Genomic DNA, 22,482 nt, shown 5'->3' on the forward strand with positions numbered 1-22,482 from the left:
TTCCTTGCTCTTGCCCTCCAATCGGCTGGCACGAGGATTCCAAAGCGATGGAGTGCAAGACAACTTGCAGGAGAACTGCGCCATAGTCCTGTTCACCGTGATGCGTCCCATGATGGGAGCTTTTCCGTTCTTGTCCAATCCGCTCTTTTTTAGGTAGAGCAACACCTTGAATTTTTCGATTTTCATAACGCTTACATTTTGAGTGTGCAAATATAATCATTTTGTAAGCGTTCCTTGATACGCAAAGCATTGAGAATCAGCGCAATAAAATCCGTTGATGCACAAAGTTGCCTTTCCGCATTGTTACCTGCTTTGCATAGGTAACTGTGGCTCACGATTTAGTAACTGAACTACTTCAATATTCCTCACTCGCTTGCTTTATGCCGATTTGGCAACTTTGTGCAAATCTACTCATTCCCAACTGTTTACGTTCCAACCTCTCTTATTCTCCTTTGGCTGCTTTAGAGCTTTATGTTAAAAATACATAATCAGCGGATTACAAAAATGAAATCACATTTTCCTAAGGAGTTTCTCCCTTCTTGTAGCAGCTCCCCAAAGTGGAACACGAAAAATCCAGAGTATGGTGCACTTGATGAAGGGAGAAATCGAGTATAGGCTCTGCTTTTTATATTCCTATATCTTGCATCAATGATTGGTTGGCAGAAGCCAGATTGGAATCAAAAAGACTTTTTATATAAACGAAGGTGGTGGAAGTCTTGGTATGTCCTAATGCCTTTCCGATTAATCCAATATCCATGTTATGCTGATAGGCGATACTCGCCCACGAGTGTCGAACCACATAAGAGGAAAGAGGGATAGATGAAGAAATCTTTTTGGAAAGAACATGCAACGAGTAGTTGTATTGGCGCAACCGACGAAGATATTCACGATGAAGCAAGTCAGGGGATTGAGTCGTTAACAACGGGAAAACATAGATGGAGTCAGAAGAACTATATCGTGAGATAATAGCTTGCATAGCTGGGACGAGGGCAATACTGATAGGCTGACCAGTCTTATGTCGAGCATATCGGATGACGTTATCTTTCATCTGGCTTTTCTTTAAGTAAGCAATATCAACAAAAGGCATCCCCATTGCATAAAAACTAAAAATAAAGATATCTCGAGACATCGCCAAGGTAGAACCCTCTTCCAAGTCCAAATCATGGAGTTTGCGGATTTCACTTTCGGTAATACTTCGTTTGGCAGTCTTCGTTCTTCCTGTGAAAGCTTTTGTAAAAGGACACACATCATCATTCGAAGAATATTCCTCTGCCCACCGATTGTACATTGCTCGTAAGGATCGAAGATAGGCCGAAATCGTATTGAGGCAAATACCCTTGTCACTTAGCCATCGCTGATAAAGCTCTACCTCTTGACTATCCATCTCAGAGAAAGTCCAGTCTTCACGTTGCAAGAACTTTGTCCAAGAGCGAGCCGCAGTCAAATAATTACTCGCAGTCTTGAACTTCTCCTCTTTCTTCAGCATTTCCACTTGGGAATGTACTATTTTCCATCCTAATACTTTTTTCTCCTTTTTCGTTGCAGCTTGTTTCTTGCCCTTACCAAGACTAAATTCAAATTTGAAATACATCATAATCTTTTATTTTTTATTATTAGACATACGGGGTTATACCCGATTAGTACATAAATACTATAAATATTTGGGACGTAATAGACGGAATCATCCAAAAACGCTCCAATTTCACCACCTCGGGACAAGAGGTAGAGAAAGCATTCTTAGGTATCTCCCAAATAAAGAATACCTTGTGATATGTAGAGAAAGAAATAACATTATATATTAATTTTTTAAAAGAGAGAGAGATTTATGGAAAAAAGACTCATGACAGTAGCCGCAGCCATAGCCGTTAGTACGAGCATGGCGTTTGCGCAAAGTCAAATCTCTGGTAAGGTTACCTCTTCTGATGATGGTCAACCTATTGTTGGCGCATCCATCAAAATTGTAGGTACCAATACCGGTACTATTACCGACATTGATGGTAATTTCTCATTGAACGCTCCTGCTGGTGCCAAGCTGGAAGTAACCTACCTCGGTATGTTGCCTCAGACAGTAAAGGCTGGTCAGAAGATGAAGATTGTATTGGAAGCGGATAACAAGACTCTTGATGAGGTCGTAGTTACCGCAATGGGTATTTCTCGTGATAAGAAAGCCCTCGGTTATGCTTCACAGAAATTAGGCTCTGAAGATCTGAACATTGCTGGTACTAGCTCTTTGGCAAGTGCTATGCAGGGTAAGTTGACTGGTGTTGACATTCGTCAGTCTTCTGGTGCTCCTGGTGCATCTTCTCAGATTGTAATCCGTGGTGCCCGTTCATTCTCTGGCGATAACACTCCTCTTTACGTGGTAGATGGTATGCCTATCGCTTCTTCCACAGATTTTGATATGGATGCGCTTAATGGTGGTGTAGTAGGTTCAGATAAAGCAAACCGTTCTATCGATATCAACCCTGATGATATCGAGAGCATTGACGTGCTGAAGGGTCAGGCAGCTTCTGCCCTCTATGGTATCCGTGCATCTAATGGTGTAATCATCATTACCACCAAGCGTGGTAAGGCTAATGGTGGTCGCCCTCAGATAACATTTACCACAGACTTGAGTGCTCAGACTGTCAGCAAGAAGTTCGAACGTCAGAATATTTATGCTCAAGGTAATAGTATAAATGCTTATGACCCATCATCTTCTTTGACTTGGGGTCCTAAGATTGCTGATTTGGCTAACGATGCTACTTATGGTGGTAACACAGACAATAGATATACTCAGACTTATGGCAAGCATGCGGGTATGTACTATAACCCTAAGTATGCAGCGGCTGGACTTGACGGTTGGACTACTCCACAGATTTATGATAATGTAGGTGATTTCTTTGATACAGGTTTCACCCAGAACTCTAATTTGAGTATTTCTCAGAAGAATGGCAACTTGGCTTATTCTTTCGGTATTGGTGATACATACCAGACAGGTATCATCCCTTCTACTGGTATGATGCGTACTACTGCACGTGGTGCCGTTGACTTTGAAATCAACAAGCAGTGGAAGACTGGTTTCTCTGCTAACTATAGCGCTACCAAGATTACATCTGCTCCAGGTGCCAACAGCGGTATAATGAACGTAGTTTATTCAGCTCCTTCAGAGTACAACCTGAAGGGAACTCCTACCCATGCGCCAAACGATCCGACAAGTCAGATTTCCTTCCGTAATTTATCATTCAATAACCCATATTGGTGGAAGGACAATAATGAGTATAAGCAGCACACCAATCGTGTGTTCGGTAATGCCTATCTTGAGTATCGTCCAAACTTCGGCTGGGATACAGAGCGTTACAATCTGGTAATCCGTGAACAGGCTGGTCTTGATATTTATACTACTAATAATAGTGATGTATATGAGAAGGGATCTGCACAAAATTCAGGTGGTGAGATAGAGAACTATGGTGTTCAGCACAATATCTTCAACAACCTTTTTACAGCTAACTTCACTGCTAAGTTGGGTGCAAACAACGAGTGGGACTTCGGTGCATTGCTCGGTTCTGAGTTCAACCACGACTATCAGCGTCACTGGGATTATGATGGAACCAATTTCCTTTTCTATGGTCAGCCTACTATGACCAATACCACAGTTAAGCCAGTAACAGAGGAATATCAGGCTCAAGAGCGTACCGTAGGTTTCTTCGGTCAATTATCTTTGAGCTATGCTAATCAGGTTTATCTGACAGTGACTGGTCGTAACGATATCGTTTCTACCATGCCACGCAACAACCGCAGTTTCTTCTATCCATCTGTATCACTCGGTTGGATTTTCACAGAGCTTCCAGCTTTGAAGGATAATCACATCCTTTCTTATGGTAAACTTCGTGCATCTTTCGCTCAGGTAGGTCAGGCTGGTCACTATTATAGCAACTACTATTATGTGCCAAGCTATGGTAGCGGTATGTATGGTCTTACACCAATTAGCTATCCAATGAATGGAGTAAGTTCTTATGTGCCTTTCTACGTGAAGTATGACCCTAACCTGAAGCCACAGAACACCGTGAACTGGGAGTTTGGCGCTGACTTGAACTTCTTCGACAATCGTGTTCGTTTGGAATATACAGCCAGCTATCAGGATATCAAGGATCAGATCTTCGATGTTCCTACAGGCGGTTCTACAGGTTATCAGTACCTCCGTACCAATGCCGGTGAGATGACCACATGGTCTCATGAGTTTGCCATCAACGCAAGCATCATCCAGACCAAGGATTGGGATTTGGATCTTGGCGTAAACTTCACCAAGCTGACCAACAAGGTTAAGTCTTTGGCTGATGGCGTAGAGAGTATCATGTTGGGTGGTTTCCAAGAACCACAGATACGTGCTCAGGCAGGTTATACTTATCCGAACATCTATGGTGTAGGTTTCCAGCGCGATGAGCAGGGACGCCTGTTGCTCCAGGATGGTCTTCCTATCGGTACTGCCGGAAGCCAGAATCTGGGTGAGTGTACTCCAGATTTCAATATGGGCTTCAACCTGAAGGCTCGCTGGAAGCGCCTGTCTTTGAGTGCAACCATGGATTGGCAGAAGGGTGGCAAGATGTATAACGGTACACTCTTGACACTGAACTACTTCGGTGCAACCAAGCAATCTATCCCATACCACGAGGGTACTATGGTAGCTGAGGGTATTGATATTGCAACAGGTGAACCAAACAAGGTTGAGGTAAGTAAGCAGGATTACTGGATGGCTTACAATAACGTGACTGAGGCAGGTATCTACGACCGTAGCTTCCTGAAGCTCCGCGACGTAACCTTGAGTTACCAGCTTCCTAAGTTTGCTGGCATCGACATCTCTGTATATGGTTTCGCACGCAACGTGCTTCTCTGGTCAAAGATGAAGGATCTGGATCCAGAGTCTTCTCAGGGTAATGGTAATATGAGTGGTACTTTCGAGCGTTTCTCTGTGCCAAATACTTCAAGCTTCGGTGGTGGTTTCAAGATTACATTCTAATCGGCTGACCCACTTCGGAATCATTTAAAGTATCAATATTAATAAAGGATAAAACAATGATGAATTTTAAGAATATATTTGGCATCTTGGCTATCTCTGCAGTTTCTATGATGACTGTATCTTGCTCAGAGGATATCATGGACAGAATCAACAAAGACGAGGCTCACCCAGGTGAAAGCGTTGTTTCTGCCAAGTTCCAGCTCACAGATGCCATCGTTTCTAGTGTTTTCACTACCAACACAGGTAACTTCGCCTGGTATGTTGCTTCTTATACAGAGCAAATCCTGGGTACAGGTAACAACCAGCTTAAGAATGCAGAGCTCCGCAGCATCAATGAGATTGCTGCTGCTTCTACTTTCGATAATGAGTGGAACGGTACTTATCTTAACCTCAACAACATTCAGCAGATGATTGCTAAGTGTGAAGAGGGCGGCAATAGCGCCGGACAGCTTGATGTCATGGCGATGGGTCAGATTCTGGCAACTTACGATTGGGGAATCATGACCGATTTGTTTGGTAACATTCCTTGCTCTGAGGCTTTCAAGGTATCTGCTCCTAAGCTCGATTCTCAGGAAGATATTTACAAGCACATCCTGGAATTGCTGGATGCTGCCAAGGGTAATCTGGATCAGGCTATTGCCGGCAAGATGAAGAATGCTGGTGCCTACGATGTCTTGTTCAATGGCAACTTGACTCAGTGGCGTGGACTTGCTCATGCCTTGAAGGCTCGCTATCTCTTGCATGAGGTAGGTCGTGCTGCCGATAAGAATGCACAATATGCACAGATTCTGAAAGAGGCTAATGCTGCTGTAGCTGATGGCTTCGATGGTGCAAACCTGAATATCTTCGATGGCAACAACCAGATTGATGCATGGTCTGCTTACTGGTATAGCCGTGAGTATAGTGCTTCATCCAAGACTGTTGATGACTTGATGGTAGCTCGTCAGGACCCACGTGAGGCTATCTATAATTATAATGGTGCAGACTACTATGGTGATCCTAGCCGGTTGGGCTTGATGACTCCTGGTGACAAGGAAGCAGCCGGTGCAACCAGTGCTACCAATTTCCCTTTCTGGTTCTTGAATGGTATCAGCGAGGTTAAGATTCCTAGCCATTTGATGAGCAAGTCTGAACTTTACTTCATCATCGCAGAGGTAAAGGCTCGCTTGGGTCAGGATGCCAAGGCTGATTTCGAAACAGCAGTTAAGGCTTCTCTTGCCGACTATGCTACTGTAGGTGCTACAGAGTTCAGCGCTGAGGATGTTGCTGCTTATCTTGCTGGCGAGACTGCTGCTAAGTTTGCTGCAAATCCATTGAACGAGATTTTGGTTCAGAAGTATATCGCCCAGACTCGTGACGAGCAGTTGGAGACCTTCAACGATATGCGCCGTTGCAACTATCTTGATGGCAGCTATCCTGTAGCTATGACCAACCCTAACAATACTCAGGCTGGTCAGAACCGTTTGCCACTTCGTTTGCCTTATGGTTCAAGTGATGTTCTTTCAAACCCTAACGTGAAGGAAGCTTTCGGTTCAGGAAATGATGCCGGTAAGTATATCTTCACCGAAAATGTATGGTGGGCTGGTGGTAGCCGCTAACCCATTTTAAAATCATAAATAAAGGTGTATCCTTATTGCTCAATACAATGGGCAAAGGGATACACCTTTTTCTTTTTATCTCTCTCAAACATTTTCGACCTGCATGGTTGAAATAGTTTTATATCTCCTCGCAAGCCACCATTTCCGCTCCGCGGTAGATAACCACCAGCTTGTGGAGCTTTGTGGTCTTTACCGCCTCTCTGACCATATCACTGTCCGCATAGCGGGAGATTTGAGCTGAAGCCTCCTCGAAGAGCTTTTTTACTTGCTCGTCTGTGGTCTGGCTCTTGCAATATTTCAACTCGATGATATATGAATCTACCATGTCCTTGTAGATGTCACAGAGCGGAGAGAGGAAGATGTCGGCATAGCCGCCGTCATTGTCCAGCTCAGAGATAGGGCGATAGAACTTGTTTTGGCTTGTCATCGCCAAGGTGAAGCCATGAACGAAAGCCTCTCCCTTCTGCTTGTCTCGCTGGGAGGAATACTTCTTCAGGCAGTCGGCTATATACTCAAAGTATGGCTTGTATTCTCCATGATAAGCCAGTTTGCTCTCCAGTTTACCCTTGCTATATCTATCATATACCAAGTCATTCTCCTTATAGGTGTCGAGCAGGTAGGTGTACATCTGGTCACGCACCACCTCATTCGGGATGATGAACTTGGTCTCACCATCATAAGTTCCGTCTATCGTTACCATGCCGAAATAGAACAGCAGGCTGAGGAAGTTGTCGGGGTCGTTGATTCGCTCGGCAGGGAAGTTCTCGTTGAGCGTACCCGTCACGAATCCCTGGGTCACCAACTGCTGGATGATGCTGGCGTCGTGGGCGAACTCCTTGTCGTGGCGGATGAGCATTCGCATCTTGTCATAGTCGATACGGATGTTGGTCTCCACCATGGAGTCGGGAATATCGTACTCATTATCTATATAGTTGCTAATGAAATTGAGCACCATCACGGAGTTGTACATTGTGGTCTTGCCATAGCTCTTGATGGCAAAGCAATAGTTGTCGTACCATGGCTTCATCACCTTGATCAGCTCATCGGTGGTATGATTGAACGGCAGTACGCTGCCGTAATAATTCAGCATCTCTCTCACTTCTTCCTCGGTAAATCCCGTCATCTCATTGAATTTTGGGTTTAGGGAATAGTTGGTTCCGATGTTGAATCCGCTGGTCAGGTCATCCATGGTCACAGGGCTTACTCCCGTAACGAACACTCTGCCCAGGGTATTGCCAGCCGCACCCTTGATGGTGTTGAAGAACTGGCGCAAGTATCCCTCTCCGTGGGTCTGGTTGCGATACCTCACAAGATGCTCCTCATGGGCGAGAATCATGTTGGTGAAGTTGTCGTACTCATCGATGTAGAGATAAATCTTCTTTCCCACCTCCTGGCATTTCTGGCAAAGAAACCTCAACTTGGATACCGCATCAGGCTCCTTTTCCAATCCTTCCTTGGTATCAGCAGGAAGAATATGTGCATAGATGTCACAAAAGAAATTGAATACAAGGCGACAATGGTTGTCCAGTCCATCCTTATAATCATCCAATCCTGCTGCCACCTCGGCAAAATTGAGGCGGATGATGAGATAAGTATTATGCTCCGGTGTAGGATTCTGCCCGATGTAAAGCTTGCCAAAGATTTCTTCAAACTTGTCTTTCTTGTTGATATCATAGTAATTCTCAAGCATGGAGAGGGTGAGTGTCTTGCCGAAACGGCGAGGGCGAATGAAGAAGAAATACTTGTTGGATTCTTCTATTTGCTCTATGAAAGGAGTCTTGTCCACATAGTAACAATCCTCTTTTATAATATCCTCAAAATTCTGCATGCCGTATGGTATGCGCTTGCGATAAATGCGTTTTGGTCTTACTATCATAACTCAGTTTGATTATTCGTTTTTGAATCTGATGGCAAAGATAATACTTTATCTCCTAATTTCCAAAACTTTTCCCGAAAAATCCTTGCATCTTTCAGAAGAATTATAAGGGCATTCTTGCTATTGGGCAGGTAACAAACCTACCCTCCCAGTTATCCCTTGCTAAAACTTTTCTCCTCATTTCCTTGCATCTTTCAGAAGAAAAGCGTATCTTTGCATAAGATTAGCTGCGCTCGGCAATCTGAAAGTAAACTTTCATTGCGCTCGCTGGCATAATCTTTGCAGCACGAATGTTGAATCATTTTAAAAAGAGGAATCAAAATGCAAGAATTGCAAGATAGATACATCAGATTTGACTGGGCAAACGCTTACTTCGCCAAAAGACTAACTTTGGTGTGCTTGAGGGATTCTTAACTGTATTTCTGAATGAACCTATCGAGATTGTTGATATCCTGGAGAGTGAAGGCAAGACTGAAGAAAAAAAATGCCATAGCCTTAAAGATGCTGAAAGGCGGAATGCCTATTAATATATCACATATTATAAGAGAAGAATGAAAAGAATTATTGCATTTTTTATTTTCCTCTGCGCTATAACAATCAATGCTACGGCACAGGGATGGATAGGCACATGGGCTACTGCCCCACAAACCGTCGTGAAGAGCTTCATGCCCTATAATAACAATATGTCCAACCGCTCCGTGAGACAGGTGGTCAAGGTGAGCATCGGAGGCGATATGATTCGTCTGAAACTGAGCAATATCTATAGTACCGAACCGGTTGTCATCCGTTCTATCTATATTGCCCATGCCAAAGACTCTTTCGCCATCGACCCCAAGAGTGCGAAATATCTCAAATTCGGCAATCAATACAAGGTTACGATTCCAGCTGGCAAAAGCATCACAAGCGATGCCCTGCCCTATGACCTCAAGCCTCTCCAGCGACTTGCCATCACCATCAACTATACTTCCGCCCCAACAGTCCCTACCGTCCACATGGGTTCCCGCACCACCTCTTATATCATGAAAGGTGTAACCAATGCCCACTCCAACTTCGAGAAGGCTTTCCGAGAGAACCACTGGTACAACATCAGCGGCATCGACGTATATACGATGAGAACAGACCTCAGCAGCATCGCCATCATAGGCAATTCCATTACCGACGGAAAATGCTCTACCGACAATGCCCAGAACCGTTGGCCAGACGTCATGTCGGAGATGCTCCAACTGAAATATAAAATTACAAACCAAGGCGTACTCAACCTCGGCATTGGCAACAACCGTGTAGTGGTGCCAGGAGGATTCGGTGTTTTGGCAAAGGAAAGATTCGACAAAGATGTATTGGCTCAGGCAGGAGTGAAAAAAGTCATTATCTTTGAAGGAATAAATGATATAGGTGCCGCCAAAAGCGGATATAGCGAAACCGTAGCACGTCAACTTATCGAGAGCTATCAGGCAATGATCAAGAAGGCAAAGGCACGCCGATTAAAAGTCTATTTGGGCACGATCACCCCTTTCAAGGGAGCAGGATATTACTCTCCCTTCCATGAAGCAGCACGTCAAACCGTGAACGAATGGATTCGCAACCAAGCCAAGAACAAAGAGGTGGATGAAATCCTCGACTTTGCCAAACTTCTTCAAGACCCGAAGGATGACAGACGCATGAAAAAAGAATATGTGAGCAACGACTGGCTCCACCCGAATCCAACAGGTTATAAAGCGATGGGAACCTACGCTGCCGAAATCATCAAATAACGAAGTTAACTTCAAAGCACATCGAAGTTAACTTCATAAGCAAATGCAATAGGCTTCATAAGCAAATGCAGTAGTACTTCATCTGCCAACGAAGTACTACTGCATTTTTATGTATATCTAATTGAAAGATTTTACTTCAAGACAATCTTGCAATCATCCAGGCTCTCTACGGTAGCGAGCGCTTCATAACGCATACCTTCCTTACGCAGGAAATCACCACCATGCTGGAATGCCTTCTCGATGATGAAGCCCATTGCCTCAATCGTGGCACCAGCCTTCTCGCAGAGATCCATCACACCCTTGGAAGCATTACCATTGGCAAGGAAGTCGTCGATGAAGATGACATGATCATCAGGAGTCAGATAACTGTCACTTACACATACCGTATAGTCACAGTCTTTGGTGAAAGAGTGAACCACCGAGGTAATCATACCTTCCATCGTCTTTGGCTTCTTTTTCTTTACGAAGACTACAGGAAGATGGGTCAGGTAACCCACCATAATGGCAGGAGCAATACCCGAAGCCTCGATTGTGACAATCTTGTTGTACTTGATGTCCTTGAAGAGTCTGACAAACTCCTTCGCCAAGTCCATCATCAAGATAGGATCCATCTGATGGTTCACAAAGCTATCCACCTTCAGGATTCCTCCAGGAAAGCATCTGCCTTCCTGCATAATTCTTTCTTTCAGTAAATCCATTATTCTGATTTGAAATTGATATGATTGATGATTAACAGCCATCATTCCCATTCCTGCTCTATTTCGCCGGATAAGAAAATGATGACCTGTCTTTTTTATTTTTCCAAATTCTTAGGCAATACAAGATTCAGAATAACTGCGAGCAAGAACACTACAGCCACACAGTTGTCTGCAAATACGGTACGTACAATCTCAGGGAAGATATTAAACATACCCGTTGCCTGAGTGAAACCGAGACCCACACTGAGCGAGAGGCTCACAATCACCATATTGCGCTGGGAGAAACCCGTACGTGCCATCATGCCGAAACCTGCAAAGAGGATGCTACCAAACATCATGATAGTACATCCACCTAATACAGCCTGCGGAATGGTTGTAAGAACATAACCGATAGCAGGGAATACACCACCGATAATCATGATGATGGCACCCATGGCGATTGTGAAGCGATTGACCACGCCCGACATGGCAGCCAAACCTACGTTCTGGCTGAAAGATGTAATAGGAGTACATCCGAAAAGACCAGAAACCGAACTTACATAACCATCACAGCAGACAGCCGCACCCATCTCCTTGGTATTAGGATCACGCTTCAGGGCACTATTGCAAAGCGCTGACGTATCACCGATGGTCTCTGTAGCAGAAACCAGATATACAGCCACTACAGAAAGGATGGCACCTATATTAAACTCTGGAGTAAAAGGCAGAATACGAGGTAAGGCGATGATAGAAAGATTGGTAAGACCACTATAGTCTATCATACCCATAAAACAAGCAAGGATATAACCCACTATCAAACCTACGAGCACGGAAAGAGAGCGTAGGAATCCCTTGGCAAAAATCTGACAGAGAAGACAAGCCAATAAGGTGACAGAACCCACAATCCAGTTGTTCATGCTACCGAAATCCGCAGCACCCTGACCTCCGGCAAAAGAATTGGCACCCACAGGAAGAAGTGAAAAACCAATGGCTGTAACCACCGTAGCGGCTACTACAGGAGGAATCAGTTTGATCCAATACTTGGCAAAAAGTCCGAGTGTACCTTCCACGAGACCACCGATAATAACCGCACCGATGAGCGTACCCATTCCATGGGCAGCAGCAATGCTGATGGCAAGAGAAAGGAAGGTGAAGGAGATACCCATCACGATAGGGAGGCGTGAACCGATGCGCCATACCGGATAGAGCTGTACCAAAGTACCAATACCGGCGATAACCATACAGTTCTGGATAAGAACGGCGCTGATAGAGCTGTCCAACCCGACAGCACCGGCAAGAATCATGATTGGCGCAATGTTACTTACAAACATTGCCAGCACATGCTGAAGACCAAATGGGAGTGCTTTACCGACGGGCACCCTACCGTCAAGTTTGTAGAGATTTTCTATTGACTGTTTCATGTCGTATGTTATTATATTTCGATAAAAATCTAATAGAATTTCCGAAAAGAACCTCTTGGAGTCCAAAAAGATGGCGCAAAAGTACAAAGAAAAACTGAGAAAGTGAAATTTCTCTCCCATTTATTTTGATTTGTCTGCAAATAGATGTACTTTTGCAGGGCAATTAAAAATTCAAAGACAATGGAAAATCCATATATCAAGCAATTCCCCGACCTCATGTCGGGCAAGAAAATCATGTATGTTCACGGTTTCCTCTCTTCCGGACAGAGCGGAACTGTAAAGATGCTTCAGGATCTCATGCCCAATGCTACCTTCGTGGCTGAAGACATACCCGTACATCCGGAAGAAGGTATGGAAATGCTCCTCAAGTTGCAGGAAACAGAGAAACCCGACCTGATTATCGGTACCTCCATGGGCGGTATGTACACAGAAATGCTGAAAGGTACCGACCGCATCCTCGTAAACCCAGCTTTCGAAATGGGCAATACCATGAGCTGTATGACCGGTAAACAGGAATTTCAGAATCCACGAAAGGATGGTGTCAACGAACTGATGGTGACCAAGGGACTCATCAAGGAATACCGTGACATTACCGAACGATGCTTTCAGAATATCACTCCAGAGGAACAGGCAAGGGTATATGGTCTCTTCGGAGACAAGGACCCAGTAGTGCATACCTTCGACCTCTTCCATGAGCATTATCCCAATGCCATCCGCTTCCATGGCGAGCACCGCCTCATCGACAAGGTAGCCTTCCACTATCTCTGTCCGGTCATCCGCTGGATAGATGACAAGCAAAACGGGAAGGAACGCCCTATCGTATATATCGATTTCGACGCTTTGCACGACAGTTACTGGAAAGCCACAAGCAGTATGCACAAGGCCTACGAGATGCTCATCGAATACTACAATGTATATATCGTAGCCTCAGCACCTACCAACGACCATGAGTATATGGCGAAGGTACAGACCTGGGTGGAGGAATATCTTTCTACCCCAGCCTACAACCATATTCTCTTCACCAATCAGAAGAATCTGCTCTATGGTGACTATTTCATTGACCCACATCCTGCAGAGGATTTCATGGGAACAACGATCGAATATGGCAGCGATGAATTCAAGACATTCGAGGAGATTGTCACCTTTTTTGACAGATTAGGAGGACAATAACAAAGAGGGAGCCAAACGGTACCCTTACCCCACTTTCATTTTTCCCTGCCCAGGAAAAAATTCTTCCCTGCCCAAGGAGAAATTTCCAACTGCCTATCGCGTTATTTTTCCATCGGCAGATAACTATACGAACGAGGCTCTGATGTCAATTCATTTCATCAGAGCCTCGTTTAGTTTTTAGCTTTATTCTAAAAGCTTTAGTATTCCGTCTTAGCCGTATTCTCTTTCCACATACGGAAAGCCCCCAACGCCTCATCTCTCATCAGCGCAATCATCGGCTTGTGACGGTCTTCTATCTTGCGGTCAATTTCCTCATAGATAAACTCATCATCAAAACCAATCTTGGCTGCATCCTTTCGGTCGTTGGCATAATAGATACGATCAAGATGTGACCAATAGATGGCACCTAAGCACATCGGACAAGGTTCGCAGGAGGTATAGATTTCACAACCCTCCAGATTGAAGGTTTTCAGTTTGAAGCAAGCCTGTCGTACGCAGTTTACCTCTGCATGGGCCGTAGGATCCTTGTCAATCGTCACACTATTGGAAGCCTCAGCAATGATGATTCCATCCTTGGCAATGACAGCTCCAAAAGGACCGCCACCGTTTCTTACGCTATTTTCTGAGAGCTCAATGGCTCTGTGCATCAATTCTTCTTTTGTCATAATCTAAGTCTTTATACCTTATTATATAATATAGAGGGCTACAAATTTACGAAATATTCTTGAATCCGCAAGGTTTTCTTCATTATTTTTATTACTTTGCAGCCAAATAGGATTCTTATCGGAATTTTAAGAAAGAATCAGAAAAGTGCTGTTTTAGGGCATCATTTTTATAGGAAAAGTGTAATTTTCCTGCATCAAAATCAGAAGAAAAGTGCAATTTCTTTCTAGAAAATCAGCGAAAAGCAAGAAATTTTAATCGTTTTCGCTGATTTTCTAAGTAGTTTCCTTGACATTTTCCTAAAAAAAACGTACCTTTGCAACCAACATTACAAAACTATCTTACAATGAGTTACGCAAAAATCATAGGAAGAAATAAAGAGATAAATATACTCGATAGAATATACAAGTCTAAGAAGTCTGAACTTGTAGCCATTTATGGCCGTCGAAGAGTAGGCAAATCTTATCTCGTAAGCGAATGCTTTGGAAAGAAGATTCTCTTCAAAGCAGTAGGCACTTATATTAAAGACGGAGACAAGGACTATGAGTCTTATCGCCAACTTCAACTTGCGCATTTCTATGATTCGTTAGTGATTGCAGGATTATCAACAAAGGAGTCCAAACCCACTTGTTGGAGAGAGGCATTCTTACTTTTGAGAAAAGTTCTGGAAGGAAAAAGAAACAGAAGGAAAATCATTTTTATCGATGAACTTCCATGGCTTGCAGGACCTCAATCATCAGAAATGATAGCAGAACTGGGATATTTTTGGAATTCATGGGCAGACAGTGAACGAAATATTATACTCATTGTCTGTGGATCGGCTACAAGTTGGATGCTTGATAATGTGATACATGACTATGGAGGCCTGCATGGAAGACTCACGGAAACCATCAAACTATTCCCTTTCACTCTAGCAGAATGCGAAAAGTACTACAAGAAAAATGGTTTTCATCTCTCACGCTATGAAATGTGCGTGAGTTATATGGCTATAGGTGGAATCCCCTATTATCTGGATAAGCTCCGCAACGATAGAACAATGACAGACAACATTGACAGCATATTCTTTGCTGATGAATTGATTCATCAGGAATTCAAAGATGTTTATACAGGACTTTATTCTAGCAAAGAAAAATACGTAGACATCGTCAAAGCTATTGGCAGCAAGTTCTATGGAATGACTCAATCAGAGCTTTCCAAGGCTACAGGTATCAAAACCGGGGGTACCCTGACAAAGCTACTTGACAACCTGAGAGAATCAGGAATTACGAGAGAGTATCCCCGTTATGGAAAGGAAAGAGTCGAAACTGTATATCAGCTAAAAGATTTCTTTTCTCTATTCTATCTGAGATTTGTTCATGGCAAACAAGTCAAACAAGGAGGGTGGAACACTATCCATGGGACAGCCACATTCTACACATGGGCTGGAGATACGTTTGAACTTCTGAGCATAGAGCATCTGCAAAACATACAAGACACTTTACGCATCCATTCGGTGGAAAGAAACTACAGTTGGTGTGGAAAAGCTGAAGACGGAAAAGGTGCTCAAATAGATTTAGTCATGGAGAGTAAAAGTGCTCAAACAGATTATCTCTGCGAAATGAAATTTTCAACAGGTAATTTTACTATCACACAAGATGCCGAGGAGAATATACGTCACAAGATAGACGCTTTCGCAAATAGCAAGATGCATAACAAGACTCGCTCAATACAAACAGTTTTGGTGACAACAATGGGACTTAGTTCCAATATGCATGCAAGTATCATCAATCACCTGATAACTCTTGACCAATTATTTCAATAACAAAATAGAAGAATAATGAAAGTTAACCGTGGCAATTTAGTTAAAATTACCACGGTTTTTGCTTTTTTCTTTCAAAAGAGGTGTCCACAATTAGCAGATCCCCAAAGTTAACAGTTAATTATCAATAATTATAAATACCTTTATTATAAGAGTATTTATAATTTTCGTAACTTTGTTGCCTATGAATCAAAACAACATATCCGCCACAGAACTTTTCCTGCGGGTAAGGGAACTCTTGATGCTTCCTGACCTGGAACCTGCTACACGCAACAAGATGATGCACGATACGCTCATCCTCTGCTGCCACGAAGGAGTGAAGAATACGAAACAGGCTTTCGGTAACCTTTTCGCCCAGGTGGATTATCTCTGCAAGGTACATGGCATCAAAATAGCCGACAAGATTGCCATCCAGACCATGCGCCGGCACAGCAACAAGCAGGAACCTCTATCGGAGGAAGATCTGAAGTACGATGCCCGTGCACTCGCCATCTTCATCTCTGCCGTATTCCAGACTGATATTCCACATGAACTGACCGTTCTCATCCCACATACCAACCGCCCCTACCAGAAGGGACTCGACATCAGCAACCGACGCATCCGCTGCATCGTGAAAAATTGGGACTCGGACTTCATCCATGTGGATATCGACCATGATACTGATGAGGAAGAACATCTCGTTTGTCTCAAAGATGAGGCAAACGGCATCGACCATACCTATCTCTGCGAAATATTGGAGGAAGGCATGCAGCTCAACCTGCTCGACTGTCAGATACGCCAACCAGTCATCACGCCCCGACTCATCATCGTTGAACCGGATTATCTCATCGACATCAGTAGTATCGCAGCCTGCTTTACCGAATTCGGTCATCATCCCCTGCTGTATCTCTTGAATCTGATGAAACCCCGTGCCAACACCCAGGCTACCCTACTTGGTAACTTTGCCGGTGCTGCGCTCGACGATATCATCAATTCGCATGGCAAGTATCAGGTGAACGAAACCATCAAGAGCAATTTCAGAGAAAAGGCTCTGGAATTTTGCACCTGTCCCTGGTTTGATGCCAAGAAATTCTATACCGATGCCAACCTGCAGGCTTACAATCTGCAGCAGGTAGTGGATATTCTCTTCCCACGCACCGTCTCCCAGGCACAGATGAATGCCTTTCGGGGCGAGGGCATCTACGACCGGAAGAAAGCCATCCTGGAGCCGTCATTCGTGTGCGAAGCCCTTGGCATACAGGGACGTGTCGATCTGATGACCACCGACTGCAAACTTCTCGTAGAACAGAAATCAGGACGAAACCTCAATATCGAGAACCATCAGGCAGACCCTAACTACCACAGTTTCCAGCTGGTGCCCCACTATGTACAGTTGCTGCTCTACTATGGTGTATTGCAGCACAACTTCAAGTTGGGCAACAATCTCGTCAACATCCGTCTGCTCTACTCCAAGTACCAGCCGCAGAACGGTCTGATGGTGGTAGCCTATTACCAGAAACTTTTCAGGGAAGCCATCGAATATCGCAACCAACTCGTTGCCGCTTCTTTTGAAATAGCCAAGAAGGGATTCGAGCATGCGCTGAATGAGTTTACCCCTGATGTTCTCAATGTAGCAGGCACCCAGGACTTCTTCTACAATAAGTACCTGAAGCCACAACTGGCAGACATCACCGACCCGCTTCATGCACTCAGTCCTTTAGAAGAAGCCTACTTCTGCAGGATGATGACTTTTGTGCTCCGCGAGCAGATGATTTCCAAAGTAGGTGCCCAGGAAGGAACCAATACTTCGAGCAGCGATCTCTGGACGATGCCCCTTGCCGAGAAAAAGGATGCGGGCAACATCTATACCGACCTCCATATCATCAGAAAAGAACAGAGTGGCGAAGGTAGCGGTTACGATACCATTACCCTGAGCGTACCCGACCAAGGCAAGGACTTCCTGCCCAATTTCCGTATCGGCGACATGGTATATCTCTATACCTACAAACTGAAAGAAGAACCAGACGTCAGGAAAGCTATATTATATAAAGGTGTATTGCAGGAGATTCATTCCCATGAAATCGTGGTACATCTCAACGATGGTCAACAGAATGCTGACATCTTCGAAATGGACAAGCCATACGCTATCGAGCATGGTACTACCGATGCCAGCACCGGTGGAAGCATCCGCAATCTGCACCAGTTTATCTGTGCACCTCAAGAGAAGCGCGACTTGCTATTAGGTCAGCGCCCTCCCCGCCGCAACACCTCACTCACGCTGACCAGACATTATGACGAAGTGCTTGACGATATCATCCTGAGAGCCAAACAGGCACAGGATTACTTTCTGCTCGTGGGACCTCCGGGAACAGGAAAGACAAGTCGTGCCTTGAAGTTTATGGTAGAAGAAGCATTGAACGATGGAACAGGAATGCCGACAGCAGAAAGCATCGCCGCTGGTGGAAAGACGGCTCAAAAGCCAGCCTCCTCTATCCTACTGATGAGCTATACCAACCGTGCCGTGGATGAAATCTGCGAAATGCTGGTAGATTCCAGCATCCCATTTCTGCGACTTGGCAGCGAATATTCCTGCGATGAACGATTCCGTCCATATCTGATAGAAAAAGCCATTGCCCAATGTCCGAAGTTGGAAGCCATCAAACAATATATAATAGGTACGCGCGTCATCGTGGGAACAACCTCGATGATGACCTCCAAGCCTTTCATCTTCAATCTGAAGCATTTCAAGCTTGCCATCATCGACGAATCGAGTCAGATTCTGGAACCCAATCTCATCGGATTGCTGTCAGCTATAGACAAGTTTATCCTCATCGGAGACTATAAGCAACTGCCAGCGGTGGTACAGCAGAGTGAACAGGACTCTGCCATTCCTACCATCAACGACAGTCAGCAGAACAGCCTGATGGATATGAGTATTCTACAGGACATCTGCCTTACCAACTGCCGCAACTCCCTTTTCGAGCGCCTCATCCGCTGGGAAGACCATGAGCATCGTACCGATTTCATCGGCATTTTGCGTCGTCAAGGACGAATGCATCCGGAAATAGCCGAGTTCCCAAACAAGATGTTCTATCGCCGGGAACAACTGGAACCGGTGCCATGCAAGCACCAGTTGGAAACCCAACTTGCCTATTCTCTCCCATCAGAGGATGAACTCGATGAACACCTGAAGAATCATCGTATGATATTCATACCATCAGAATTCTGCAAGGAGCCGAATATTTCCGACAAGATCAATGCCAACGAAGCAGAAATCGTAGTAGATATACTTCGCCGCATACACCGATATTACGGAGATCAGTTCGATAGTCAGAAAACAGTGGGAGTCATCGTACCTTACCGCAACCAGATAGCCATGGTGCGCAAGGGAATCGAGAAACTTGGTATTCCAGAACTGGAGAAAATCAGCATCGACACCGTAGAAAGATACCAGGGCAGCCAGCGTGATGTCATCATCTACAGTTTTACCATCCAGAACATCTGGCAACTGGACTTCCTGGCAGGAAACAGTTTTATAGAAGACGGTCATATCATCGACCGTAAACTGAACGTAGCCATCACTCGTGCAAGAAGGCAAATGATTATGACCGGTAATCCAGAAATTCTCCGTAATAATCAGATTTTTAATGATTTAATGGAATACGTAAAAGAAAAAGGCGGCTTTTTTGAGAAATTTCATTGAAAAAGTTTGGCGGTATGGAAATAAAGTCCTATCTTTGCAAAAGAATAGAAAAAACAAAGATAATTCAATAGAGATAAAAGATACAGGATTCCGGTGCTTAACTGGCACCGGGATTCTTTATTTTTTACCCCTCTAAGAAATCACATTAATAACTATAAATTAATAAGAAGAATTATGGCTTACATGTCACAAGAAGGTTACGATAAACTCGTAGCAGAACTAAAACAGCTCACTACAGTAGAGCGCCCAAAGGCATCAGCCGCAATTGCTGAAGCCCGAGACAAGGGTGACCTAAGTGAGAACTCAGAGTATGATGCCGCCAAGGAGGCACAGGCTCATCTTGAAGATAAAATCAATCGTATCAAACTCACCATTGCCGAGGCTAAGATCATCGACACCAAGCAGTTGAGCACCGATTGCGTGCAGATTATGTCTAAGGTGGAAATGACCAACATGGTCAACAAGGCAAAGATGACATATACTATCGTGAGCGAAAGCGAGGCTAACTTGAAGGAAGGCAAAATTTCCATCAAGACTCCTATCGCACAGGGATTGCTCAACAAGAAGGTGGGCGAGATTGTAGAAATCAAGATTCCTCGCGGCACCATCAAGCTCCGTATCGACAAGATCTCATTTGAATAAAAATAAAGGAACTATCATATCGGCTCCCAAGCCCTTATGGCAGTTCCTTTTATTATGACATGTAAGCCCACTAAATATAATATCAAATGAGAATGATGCGAAGAGAGAGAAATAAAGTTTCTATTATAAATGTTTAATTGAAAGAGATTATGGCAAGTATTTTTTCTAAGATTGCAGCGGGAGAGATTCCCAGCTACAAGTGCGCAGAAAGCGATAAGTTCTACGCTTTTTTAGACATTAGTCCTATCGGCAAGGGACATACATTGGTCATTCCTCGCAAGGAAGTGGATTATATCTTTGATATGGAAGACGAAGACCTCGCTGAGTTTGAAGTATTCGCCAAGAAAGTGGCAAAGGCCATCAAGGCTGCTTTCCCTTGCAAAAAAGTGGCACAGGTTGTTTTGGGTCTGGAAGTTCCTCATGCACACATCCACCTCATCCCAATGAACAGTGAGGCTGATGTCAACTTCCGCAAAGAACATCTCAAACTGACTGAAGAGGAATTCAAGGAAATCTCTAACAAGATCTACACAGAATTTAAAAAAATGTGAAATTAGAAATGACAAATGAGAAATTAGAAATGAACGGCTATCTTGCTGCATTTCTCATTTCTCATTTCTCATTTAATTAAATTTCTAATTTCTCATTTGTCATTTCTAATTATCTCAAATGTATTCTTCGCCCTTCTTCATTTGCACTTCATTCACATATTTGCGAACCAATGCTGAGGAATCTTCTTTCTTGCAGATCAAGAGTACATTGTCCTTCTCTGCTACAATGAAACCATCTAAACCATTGAGAACTGCGAGTTTGCCCTTTGGCAGTTTGATGACATTACGATGGCAGTTTTCCATCATGACATCACTATCTATGATCACATTATCATCCTCGCTCTTCTGCATTGCCTCATAGATACTGTGCCAGGTGCCGAGGTCAGCCCAACCGAAATCACACTTCAATACAGATACATTGTCTGACTTCTCTAAGATGGCATAATCTACGGAAATATTTGGATATGAAGGGAAATTCTGCTTCATATAGGCATTCTCTGTCTCCACATCAAAAGTGCGATAAGACTCATCGAAACCTCTCAGCACAGCAGGCAGAATTTGAGAAAAACTCTCGCGTAAATGCTTGACATTGGAAATGAAAATACCTGTATTCCAATAAAATTCACCACTATCAACAAATATTTTGGCAAAATCACGCTCAGGTTTCTCTGTAAATGACTGAACATTATAGAGATTATCCCCTTCTGCATCGCCCAACTGGATATAACCATATCCTGGTTCAGGACGGGTTGGTTTTACACCTAACGAGAGAAATCTGTCGTTTTCAGCAACAAAAGCCAGTCCTTTCAGTACATTTTCCTTGAAAGCTTCCTCATTGAAAACTGCCTGATCGGAAGGAGTGGTAATCAAGCAGGCTTTCGGATTCAACTGCGAAACACGATGGTTTGCCCAAGCTACACTTGGAGCCGTATTGCGATGAATCGGTTCTGCCATGATTCGTTCAGCAGGAATCTGCGGCAACTGTTCCCTGACCAGTTCCACATATTCCTCATTAGTATTGATAAAAATATGGTCGGCAGGCACAATCTTCACCATTCTATCGTAGGTCTGCTGCAACTGAGTACGCCCCACCCCGAAGAAATCGATAAATTGTTTCGGGTAATTGCTTCGACTGCATGGCCAAAGTCTTCTACCCTTACCACCTGCGAGTATCACGCAATAATTGTTGCTATCATTTATTGTCATATATCAAGAAACTTAATTGTTAGTTTTGAAATTCTGATGTAAAGGTAAAAAATATATGTGAACCAACCAAGTTTTTTTCCACAAATTAATATAGATAAGGTGAAAAACAACAAAAATTTAGTGTTTTCGAAATAAAAATGCATTTTTTTGAAAAAAAGTCAGCAAAAAGTTTGCCAGTTCAAAAATTATTAGTACCTTTGCAACCGCAAATAAGCCGAGAGGCATTCGCCCAGATGGCGGAATCGGTAGACGCGCTGGTCTCAAACACCAGTGGAGCAATCCATCCCGGTTCGATCCCGGGTCTGGGTACAAAGAGCTGCAAATCGAAAGATTTGTGGCTCTTTTTTCTTTTTCCCACAGATTTCACAGATTACACAGATATTTTTTTCGACACCAAAAACTTAAATCTGTGTAAATCTGTGAGATCTGTGGGACTTTTCTCTTTATCTCC

At 43.9% G+C, this 22,482-nt stretch carries 15 protein-coding genes, 1 tRNA gene and 1 pseudogene; 10 read left to right on the plus strand and 7 right to left on the minus strand.

Annotated elements, in window-relative coordinates; translation table 11 throughout:
* Positions 1–186 (minus strand): Arm DNA-binding domain-containing protein (locus EXN75_RS04910; RefSeq protein WP_246031293.1); only part of this gene is annotated, 186 nt, incomplete at its 3' end.
* 439 nt (positions 187–625) lie between these two features.
* The gene (locus tag EXN75_RS04920) at positions 626–1,594 is read right to left on the minus strand and encodes a tyrosine-type recombinase/integrase (RefSeq protein WP_022109915.1); all 969 of its coding nucleotides are present in this window, start codon (positions 1,592–1,594) and stop codon (positions 626–628) included.
* Positions 1,595–1,825: 231 nt separating this feature from the next.
* On the opposite strand from EXN75_RS04920, the gene EXN75_RS04925 reads away from it, so the two are divergent.
* Together EXN75_RS04925 and EXN75_RS04930 are read left to right on the plus strand one after the other, a co-directional pair.
* Entirely contained in the window at positions 1,826–4,996 is a 3,171-nt protein-coding gene (locus EXN75_RS04925) for a SusC/RagA family TonB-linked outer membrane protein (protein ID WP_134842978.1), read from the plus strand.
* A gap of 56 nt (positions 4,997–5,052) precedes the next feature.
* Positions 5,053–6,594 carry a SusD/RagB family nutrient-binding outer membrane lipoprotein gene (locus EXN75_RS04930; RefSeq protein WP_342776598.1) on the plus strand — a complete coding sequence of 514 codons (1,542 nt, stop codon included), beginning with the start codon at positions 5,053–5,055 and terminating at the stop codon, positions 6,592–6,594.
* Positions 6,595–6,712: 118 nt separating this feature from the next.
* Here the strand turns inward: EXN75_RS04930 and EXN75_RS04935 are convergent, their stop codons facing one another.
* Positions 6,713–8,470, minus strand: coding sequence for an ATP-binding protein (locus EXN75_RS04935; protein WP_246031294.1), 1,758 nt, complete (start codon positions 8,468–8,470; stop codon positions 6,713–6,715).
* 321 nt (positions 8,471–8,791) lie between these two features.
* Between EXN75_RS04935 and EXN75_RS18615 the strand changes: the two are divergent.
* Positions 8,792–8,991 (plus strand): annotated as a pseudogene (locus EXN75_RS18615) (hypothetical protein); the annotation flags it as partial.
* Positions 8,992–9,021: 30 nt separating this feature from the next.
* Positions 9,022–10,221 (plus strand): SGNH/GDSL hydrolase family protein, encoded by a 1,200-nt coding sequence (locus EXN75_RS04940; RefSeq protein WP_134842979.1) that lies wholly within the window; start codon positions 9,022–9,024, stop codon positions 10,219–10,221.
* Between the two features lie 131 nt (positions 10,222–10,352).
* Here the strand turns inward: EXN75_RS04940 and xpt are convergent, their stop codons facing one another.
* Positions 10,353–10,919 carry a xanthine phosphoribosyltransferase gene (gene xpt, locus EXN75_RS04945; RefSeq protein ID WP_022111220.1) on the minus strand — a complete coding sequence of 189 codons (567 nt, stop codon included), beginning with the start codon at positions 10,917–10,919 and terminating at the stop codon, positions 10,353–10,355.
* Positions 10,920–11,014: 95 nt separating this feature from the next.
* Positions 11,015–12,319, minus strand: a complete 1,305-nt coding sequence (locus tag EXN75_RS04950) for a nucleobase:cation symporter-2 family protein (protein WP_022111221.1) — start codon at positions 12,317–12,319, stop codon at positions 11,015–11,017.
* A 180-nt stretch (positions 12,320–12,499) separates the two neighbouring features.
* Between EXN75_RS04950 and EXN75_RS04955 the strand changes: the two genes are divergently transcribed.
* Positions 12,500–13,489, plus strand: coding sequence for a YqiA/YcfP family alpha/beta fold hydrolase (locus EXN75_RS04955; protein WP_134842980.1), 990 nt, complete (start codon positions 12,500–12,502; stop codon positions 13,487–13,489).
* A 197-nt stretch (positions 13,490–13,686) separates the two neighbouring features.
* Here EXN75_RS04955 and EXN75_RS04960 read toward each other — a convergent pair whose 3' ends face one another.
* Complete coding sequence (locus EXN75_RS04960; RefSeq protein WP_134842981.1) at positions 13,687–14,154, minus strand: nucleoside deaminase; 468 nt, start codon at positions 14,152–14,154, stop codon at positions 13,687–13,689.
* A gap of 344 nt (positions 14,155–14,498) precedes the next feature.
* Between EXN75_RS04960 and EXN75_RS04965 the strand changes: the two genes are divergently transcribed.
* From EXN75_RS04965 to EXN75_RS04980, 4 genes are all read left to right on the plus strand, one after another.
* Positions 14,499–15,953 (plus strand): AAA family ATPase, encoded by a 1,455-nt coding sequence (locus tag EXN75_RS04965; RefSeq protein WP_118116569.1) that lies wholly within the window; start codon positions 14,499–14,501, stop codon positions 15,951–15,953.
* A gap of 181 nt (positions 15,954–16,134) precedes the next feature.
* Positions 16,135–19,632, plus strand: a complete 3,498-nt coding sequence (locus tag EXN75_RS04970) for a DEAD/DEAH box helicase (RefSeq protein ID WP_134842982.1) — start codon at positions 16,135–16,137, stop codon at positions 19,630–19,632.
* A gap of 174 nt (positions 19,633–19,806) precedes the next feature.
* The gene (gene greA, locus EXN75_RS04975) at positions 19,807–20,274 is read left to right on the plus strand and encodes a transcription elongation factor GreA (protein WP_022111225.1); all 468 of its coding nucleotides are present in this window, start codon (positions 19,807–19,809) and stop codon (positions 20,272–20,274) included.
* Positions 20,275–20,423: 149 nt separating this feature from the next.
* Positions 20,424–20,825 (plus strand): HIT family protein, encoded by a 402-nt coding sequence (locus tag EXN75_RS04980; protein ID WP_022111226.1) that lies wholly within the window; start codon positions 20,424–20,426, stop codon positions 20,823–20,825.
* Positions 20,826–20,939: 114 nt separating this feature from the next.
* On the opposite strand, the gene EXN75_RS04985 is transcribed toward EXN75_RS04980, so the two are convergent.
* Positions 20,940–22,031, minus strand: a complete 1,092-nt coding sequence (locus EXN75_RS04985) for a mannose-1-phosphate guanylyltransferase (RefSeq protein WP_134842983.1) — start codon at positions 22,029–22,031, stop codon at positions 20,940–20,942.
* Positions 22,032–22,258: 227 nt separating this feature from the next.
* On the opposite strand from EXN75_RS04985, the gene EXN75_RS04990 reads away from it, so the two are divergent.
* Positions 22,259–22,340, plus strand: a tRNA-Leu gene (locus tag EXN75_RS04990).
* Positions 22,341–22,482 lie beyond the last annotated feature (142 nt).

It is taken from the genome of Segatella hominis (assembly GCF_004535825.1).
Classification (GTDB): Bacteria; Bacteroidota; Bacteroidia; order Bacteroidales; family Bacteroidaceae; genus Prevotella; species Prevotella hominis.

Excerpts from the sequence above, each read along its gene's own strand:
- EXN75_RS04965 (WP_118116569.1), top strand. The coding sequence starts at position 14,499 with ATGAGTTACGCAAAAATCATAGGAAGAAATAAAGAGATAAATATACTC.
- EXN75_RS04955 (WP_134842980.1), top strand. The coding sequence starts at position 12,500 with ATGGAAAATCCATATATCAAGCAATTCCCCGACCTCATGTCGGGCAAG.
- xpt (WP_022111220.1), bottom strand. The coding sequence starts at position 10,919 with ATGGATTTACTGAAAGAAAGAATTATGCAGGAAGGCAGATGCTTTCCT.
- EXN75_RS04925 (WP_134842978.1), top strand. The coding sequence starts at position 1,826 with ATGGAAAAAAGACTCATGACAGTAGCCGCAGCCATAGCCGTTAGTACG.
- greA (WP_022111225.1), top strand. The coding sequence starts at position 19,807 with ATGGCTTACATGTCACAAGAAGGTTACGATAAACTCGTAGCAGAACTA.
- EXN75_RS04970 (WP_134842982.1), top strand. The coding sequence starts at position 16,135 with ATGAATCAAAACAACATATCCGCCACAGAACTTTTCCTGCGGGTAAGG.
- EXN75_RS04985 (WP_134842983.1), bottom strand. The coding sequence starts at position 22,031 with ATGACAATAAATGATAGCAACAATTATTGCGTGATACTCGCAGGTGGT.
- EXN75_RS04940 (WP_134842979.1), top strand. The coding sequence starts at position 9,022 with ATGAAAAGAATTATTGCATTTTTTATTTTCCTCTGCGCTATAACAATC.
- EXN75_RS04935 (WP_246031294.1), bottom strand. The coding sequence starts at position 8,470 with ATGATAGTAAGACCAAAACGCATTTATCGCAAGCGCATACCATACGGC.
- EXN75_RS04980 (WP_022111226.1), top strand. The coding sequence starts at position 20,424 with ATGGCAAGTATTTTTTCTAAGATTGCAGCGGGAGAGATTCCCAGCTAC.
- EXN75_RS04960 (WP_134842981.1), bottom strand. The coding sequence starts at position 14,154 with ATGACAAAAGAAGAATTGATGCACAGAGCCATTGAGCTCTCAGAAAAT.
- EXN75_RS04950 (WP_022111221.1), bottom strand. The coding sequence starts at position 12,319 with ATGAAACAGTCAATAGAAAATCTCTACAAACTTGACGGTAGGGTGCCC.
- EXN75_RS04920 (WP_022109915.1), bottom strand. The coding sequence starts at position 1,594 with ATGATGTATTTCAAATTTGAATTTAGTCTTGGTAAGGGCAAGAAACAA.
- EXN75_RS04930 (WP_342776598.1), top strand. The coding sequence starts at position 5,053 with ATGATGAATTTTAAGAATATATTTGGCATCTTGGCTATCTCTGCAGTT.